This is a genomic window from Hyphomonas sp. UBA3601, assembly GCF_002375605.1.
Lineage (GTDB): Bacteria > Pseudomonadota > Alphaproteobacteria > Caulobacterales > Hyphomonadaceae > Hyphomonas.
The window spans coordinates 10,973-16,426 of record NZ_DFME01000068.1 but is presented as its reverse complement, the minus strand read 5'-3'; the positions used below and the strand labels follow the sequence as shown (position 1 = coordinate 16,426).

At 57.8% G+C, this 5,454-nt stretch carries 6 protein-coding genes; all 6 read left to right on the top strand.

From position 1 onward, the window contains the following. Positions 1-205 precede the first annotated feature (205 nt). The gene (locus B4F73_RS07185; protein WP_206992680.1) at positions 206-1,270 is read left to right on the top strand and encodes an MBL fold metallo-hydrolase; all 1,065 of its coding nucleotides are present in this window, start codon (positions 206-208) and stop codon (positions 1,268-1,270) included. 108 nt (positions 1,271-1,378) lie between these two features. Continuing rightward, positions 1,379-2,233, top strand: coding sequence for a signal peptidase I (lepB, locus tag B4F73_RS07180; RefSeq protein WP_206992681.1), 855 nt, complete (start codon positions 1,379-1,381; stop codon positions 2,231-2,233). A 126-nt stretch (positions 2,234-2,359) separates the two neighbouring features. Continuing rightward, positions 2,360-2,962 (top strand): histidine phosphatase family protein, encoded by a 603-nt coding sequence (locus B4F73_RS07175; RefSeq protein ID WP_233347658.1) that lies wholly within the window; start codon positions 2,360-2,362, stop codon positions 2,960-2,962. A 78-nt stretch (positions 2,963-3,040) separates the two neighbouring features. Next, on the top strand, positions 3,041-3,286 hold the full coding sequence (locus B4F73_RS07170) for an exodeoxyribonuclease VII small subunit (RefSeq protein WP_034813920.1): 246 nt from the start codon (positions 3,041-3,043) through the stop codon (positions 3,284-3,286). A gap of 12 nt (positions 3,287-3,298) precedes the next feature. After that, positions 3,299-4,195, top strand: coding sequence for a polyprenyl synthetase family protein (locus tag B4F73_RS07165; protein ID WP_290482865.1), 897 nt, complete (start codon positions 3,299-3,301; stop codon positions 4,193-4,195). Between the two features lie 43 nt (positions 4,196-4,238). After that, the coding region (gene dxs, locus B4F73_RS07160) for a 1-deoxy-D-xylulose-5-phosphate synthase (protein WP_290482864.1) at positions 4,239-5,454 on the top strand (1,216 nt) is incomplete at its 3' end.

The following is a 5,454-nucleotide window of genomic DNA, read 5'->3' as shown; positions in this document are numbered from 1 at the left end:
GCGGATTTCCTCGCGCGCCGACCATTTCATGCCGGTCTCCCTGCTCGACAGCCAACTGGCCGCGCTGGTCCCGCCGGAAGACGTTATCCGGGTCGACGGTATGGCAGCTCCAATCGCTCTGGTTGAGGATATTCGTACGCGTCTTGCTGTGGCATGACCTTGCGGTACGGCTCGACGGACGCAAGAAGCTGCGTATCCTCCTGACATGGATGGTACAGAAATCAGCAAGCCGACACGGCCGCGCCTTGATTATCCGCATGGACAATCGGCGCCCGCTCCCGGCGAAATCAGGGAGATAGCGCCCGGCCTGTTCTGGCTGGCTATGCCTCTGCATTTCTCTCTCAAATTCATCAATGTCTGGCTGATCGACGATGGCGATAGCTGGACTATTGTTGACACCGGGATTCCGTATGACGAGACGCGTGACGTCTGGCGAAAGTTGTTGGCTGATCGGGTCAGTGAGCAGAAGCCTCTCAAGCGGGTTATCGTCACCCACATGCACCCCGATCATATCGGAACGGCTGGATGGCTCTGTCACAAATGGGGCGCTGAGCTGTGGATGACTCGTCTGGAATATACAACGTGCCGGATGCTGGTATCTGACACCGGGCGCAGTGCGCCAAAGGCTGGTTTGGACTTCTATTTGCGTGCCGGCTGGAACAAGACCCAGCTCGACCAGTACAAGGAAAAGTTCGGCGGGTTTGGAAAAGGTGTCATGCCGTTGCCGGATTCCTACCGCCGCCTTGTTGACGGCGATACTTTCGAAATGGGCTGTCAGGAATGGGAAGTCATCACCGGCAGTGGGCATTCGCCCGAGCATGCATGTCTTTATAGTCGCGATCTCAATATTCTGATCTCAGGTGACCAGATTCTGCCGCGGATCTCTTCCAACATATCCGTCCACCCGACTGAGCCTGCGGCGAATCCATTGCTCGACTGGCTCGAAAGCTGTGAAAAGTTGAAACAGCGGCTGCCGGAAGACGTGCTTGTCCTGCCAGCTCATAATGAGCCCTTTACCGGAGCCCACAAACGGCTGCAGCACTTGATTGACGGTCATCATGTGGGGCTCGCAAGATTGCTTCAGAGGTTGGAGCGTGGGCCCATGAAGGCGGTGGATACGTTCACCACGCTGTTCGGCCGCGCGATTTCCGACGACGAGGTCAGCATGGCCACGGGTGAGGCATTGGCGCATCTCAACTATCTCATTTATCGGGGTGATGTGTCTGTGACACGGAATGAAACCGGAATAGACCTGTACAGCCTGAGCTAAGGCGGGCATTCCCGGCTTTTGCAGCAGCGGAGGCGTTTTCGTCTTCGCAATCAGGACTTCTTTCGTCTAAACAGATCAAACGTCACGAAGACGATGGATGAGGTCCCCATGGCATCAGATGGTAACACTGCGGCGAACGATGAAGTCGCCGAGGCGCCAGGCCTTGGCGCCAAGCTCAAACAAGAGCTTCGTGAATGGGGCGCTACGCTCGCCGTCTTTGTACCCGTGTTTCTGCTGTTCTCGGGGCTCGCCTACGAGCAGCGCGTGATTCCCTCTGAAAGCATGGTCCCGACGCTACAGGTAACCGACCGGGTTGCTGTGGCAAAATTCGCCTATGGCTATGACCGCTATTCTCTGCCGTTTTCTATGGGGCGCTTCATTCCGTTGCCCGAGGGCCGGATTTTTGCCAGCACACCCAAGCGCGGCGATGTGGTTGTGTTCGAGCATCCGCATACGGGCCGCGTCATGATCAAGCGTCTGATTGGTCTGCCAGGCGATCAGATCCAGCTGATTGGCGAGCAGCTCTATCTGAATGGCGAAGCGGTTGAGAGCGAATATCTGCGCACCATCCGTTACGTTCCGCACAATGCCGTGGCGATCGATATCGCGCATGAATGGCAGGAAACGATTGGCGACAAGACGTGGATCACTCACCGGCAGGAAAAAGGTGGACGGGGCGACAATACCGACCTGTTCATCGTGCCGGAAGGGCATGTCTTCATGATGGGTGATAATCGGGACAATTCGCTCGACAGTCGCTTTCCAAGTGGGCACTGCCCGGCCATAGAGGGCGTAATTGACCGGGCGGGCTGTCAGCCGCGCGTGCCTGCGGATGTGGCATCAATTGGTTTCGTGCCGATGGATCACATGATTGGTCGCGCAGAAACGGTCCTCGTCACCTTCCACAAATGCAAGCTGCAGGACGAAGAACCCTGCCGCAAGCGTGTCTGGAAGGGGCTCTGAGCCCTTCGAATTTCACAACCTGACAAGTGAATGGGTGTACAAACGCGCCTTGCCGGGCGGGGGCAACCCCGTTAGGGCAATTTTGGAACAATGGTCACGGGGCCAGCAACAACGAGTATGATTTGTATGGCGATGCCAGACACGACATCGACAGACCGGAAGCGCGGTCCCATCATCATTTCGCGTCACGGTCGCCCGGCCCTCGACCGCACGGCGGGCCCGCGACTGAACTGGAAACAGTATCGCGACTGGTGGGAACGTTACGAGATTGGCCCTCTGGCCGATGACCAGACGCCGCCGGACGGCCTGGTCAAATCGGTGGCCGATGCTGACATTGTATTTGCTTCTGCGCGCCTGCGTGCCCAGCAGACCGCTGCACGTGCGGCGCCGCACATGCAGGCACTGTTTGACCCGGTATTCAATGAGGCGCCATTGCCTCCTCCCCTTCTGCCGGGTGTGCGTTATCTGCCGAAAACGTGGAATATTCTCGCCCGTGCTGCTTGGCTGAACGGACATGCGCTGGATGGCGAAAGCGTGAAGCAGGCGCGTCAGCGCGCCGCTGCCGCCGCGTCTAAGCTCGACGAGGCGTCCAGTGAGGGCAAGGTCTATCTGGCGGCCCATGGCTGGTTCAATCGAATGCTGCGTCCGGAAATGAAGAAGCTGGGCTGGAAGTGTTCGTATGACGGCGGCGACGCATATTGGAGCTACCGCATCTACGAATACCGGTAAATCTGGTCGGGAAGTGGTTGTGGACCTCAGGTCGCCGCTCTAGTGTCACGGAAATTTCAAGGAAGATGAGGCCGAAGAATGGCTGATGCGAAAGAGAAACCAGTCGACAAGCTTACCTTCGAGGAGGCATTGGCCGAACTCGAAATCATCGTCCGCCAACTGGAAGCAGGCGAAGTCGAGCTGGAGAAATCCATCGCGATTTATGAACGCGGCGCGGCGCTGAAAGCGCACTGTGAATCCCGTCTGAAATCCGCCGAGCTGAAGGTTGAGCAGATTGTCCAAGGGGCCAATGGGCCGACCACAGAGTCCGCCAATTTCGACTAAAGGGGCCTCGATATGGGCGAGGCCCAAGAGTTCGAACAGCGCCTGAAAGAGGTGGCCGACCGGATTACCGTTGCGCTTGACCAGCTGATCCCGCCTGCAGGCGGCCCGGAAGCCAATTTGATGCGCGCGATGCGCCATGCCGCTCTGGCCAATGGCAAGCGTATGCGGCCTTTCTTCCTGCTGGAAACGGGCGCGATGTTCGATGCGCCCGAGAAGACCTTGCTGCGCGCTGCCGCGGCGCTTGAATGCGTACATTGCTATTCACTCGTCCATGATGACCTTCCCTGCATGGATGATGATGATTTCCGGCGTGGCCAGCCGACTGTTCACAAGGCTTTTGATGAAGCGACTGCGGTGTTGGCCGGAGACGCGCTGCTGACATTGGCCTTCAAGATCCTGGCATCAACCGAGACCCATGATGATGCATCCGTAAGGGCCATGCTGATCGAGCGGCTTGCCGATGCATCCGGCGCGCGCGGCATGGTCGGCGGCCAGATGATCGACATGTTGGAATCTGACAGCCCGCGGGATTTGAACACAATCACACGCATGCAACGCCTCAAAACGGGCGCGCTGATTTCCTACGCGACAGAAGCGGCGGCGATTGTCGGTCGCGCCCGGGAAGCTGAACGCAACGCACTGGCGGGCTTCTCCAATGATCTTGGCTTGGCCTACCAGATTGCTGATGATTTGCTCGATGCGACCGGCAGCGAGGACAGCGCTGGAAAGCCCCTACGCACTGACGAGGCGGCAGGAAAAGCGAATTTTGTGACCATTCTTGGCATTGAGGGCGCACGCCAGCGGGTGCGCATTCTCGCCGCACAGGCGAAGGAACACCTCGCAATTTTCCGCGAAAAGGCCCATATACTGCTGCAATCAGTCGATTTTGTGCTCGATAGAACGCATTAAGGTCTGGTCAGAATAACAATTCAAAGATCGAGCTTAAACTGGAATGACCGACGCCCGCCCCAATCGTTTGCTGGATGCAATCAATTCTCCTGCCGACCTTAAAGGCCGCTCGCGGGCGGAATTGAAACAACTCGCAGATGAAGTGCGCGACGAAGTCATCGATGTGGTTTCGGTTACGGGTGGCCACCTGGGGTCGGGGCTGGGTGTCGTGGAGTTGACGCTCGCGATCCATTCCGTTTTCGATACACCGGCAGACAAGCTGATCTTCGATGTCGGCCACCAATGCTATCCGCACAAGATCCTGACAGAGCGTCGCGACCAGATGCGCACACTGCGACAGCCTGGCGGCCTGTCAGGCTTCACGAAACGTGCCGAGAGCGAATACGACCCGTTTGGCGCTGCGCACGCATCCACCTCCATTTCTGCGGGACATGGCTTTGCGAAGGCGCGCGACCTGCAAGGCGGCGACACGCATGTTGTCTGCGTGATTGGTGACGGATCCATGTCTGCTGGCATGGCCTATGAGGCCATGAACAATGCCGGCGCGGACAAATCCCGCCTGATCGTAATCCTGAACGATAATGACATGTCGATTGCGCCTCCGGTCGGCGCGATGAGCAATTACTTGTCTAAACTCGTATCTTCGCGGCCCTATCGCGGTTTGCGTCGGATCGCCAAAAAAGTGGTCACGCCTATCGGGCTGGAAAGTCCGGCCAGGCGCGCGGAGGAGTATTTGCGCGGCTTTGCCATGGGCGGCACGCTGTTCGAGGAACTCGGCTTCTATTATGTCGGGCCGATCGATGGTCACGATCTCGATACGCTTCTCCCGGTTCTCGAGAATGTGAAAGCGATGAAGGACGGCCCGATCCTGATCCACGTCGTTACCCAAAAGGGCAAAGGCTATGCGCCGGCCGAAAATTCGGCGGACAAATATCACGGGGTCTCGAAGTTCTCCGTAATCACCGGCGAGCAATCGAAGCCAAAACCCAAGGCGCCAAATTACCAGAAAGTGTTTGGCCAGACCTTGGCGAAACTCGGAGAAACTGACGACAAGATTTGCGCGATCACGGCTGCCATGCCGTCCGGCACATCGACCGACATTTTCGCCAAGAAATTCCCGGACCGCCATTTCGATGTGGGCATTGCCGAACAGCATGCTGTGACGTTCGCCGCCGGCCTTGCGGCAGACGGCATGAAACCGTTCGCGGCGATCTATTCTACCTTCCTGCAGCGCGGCTACGATCAGGTCGTGCATGATG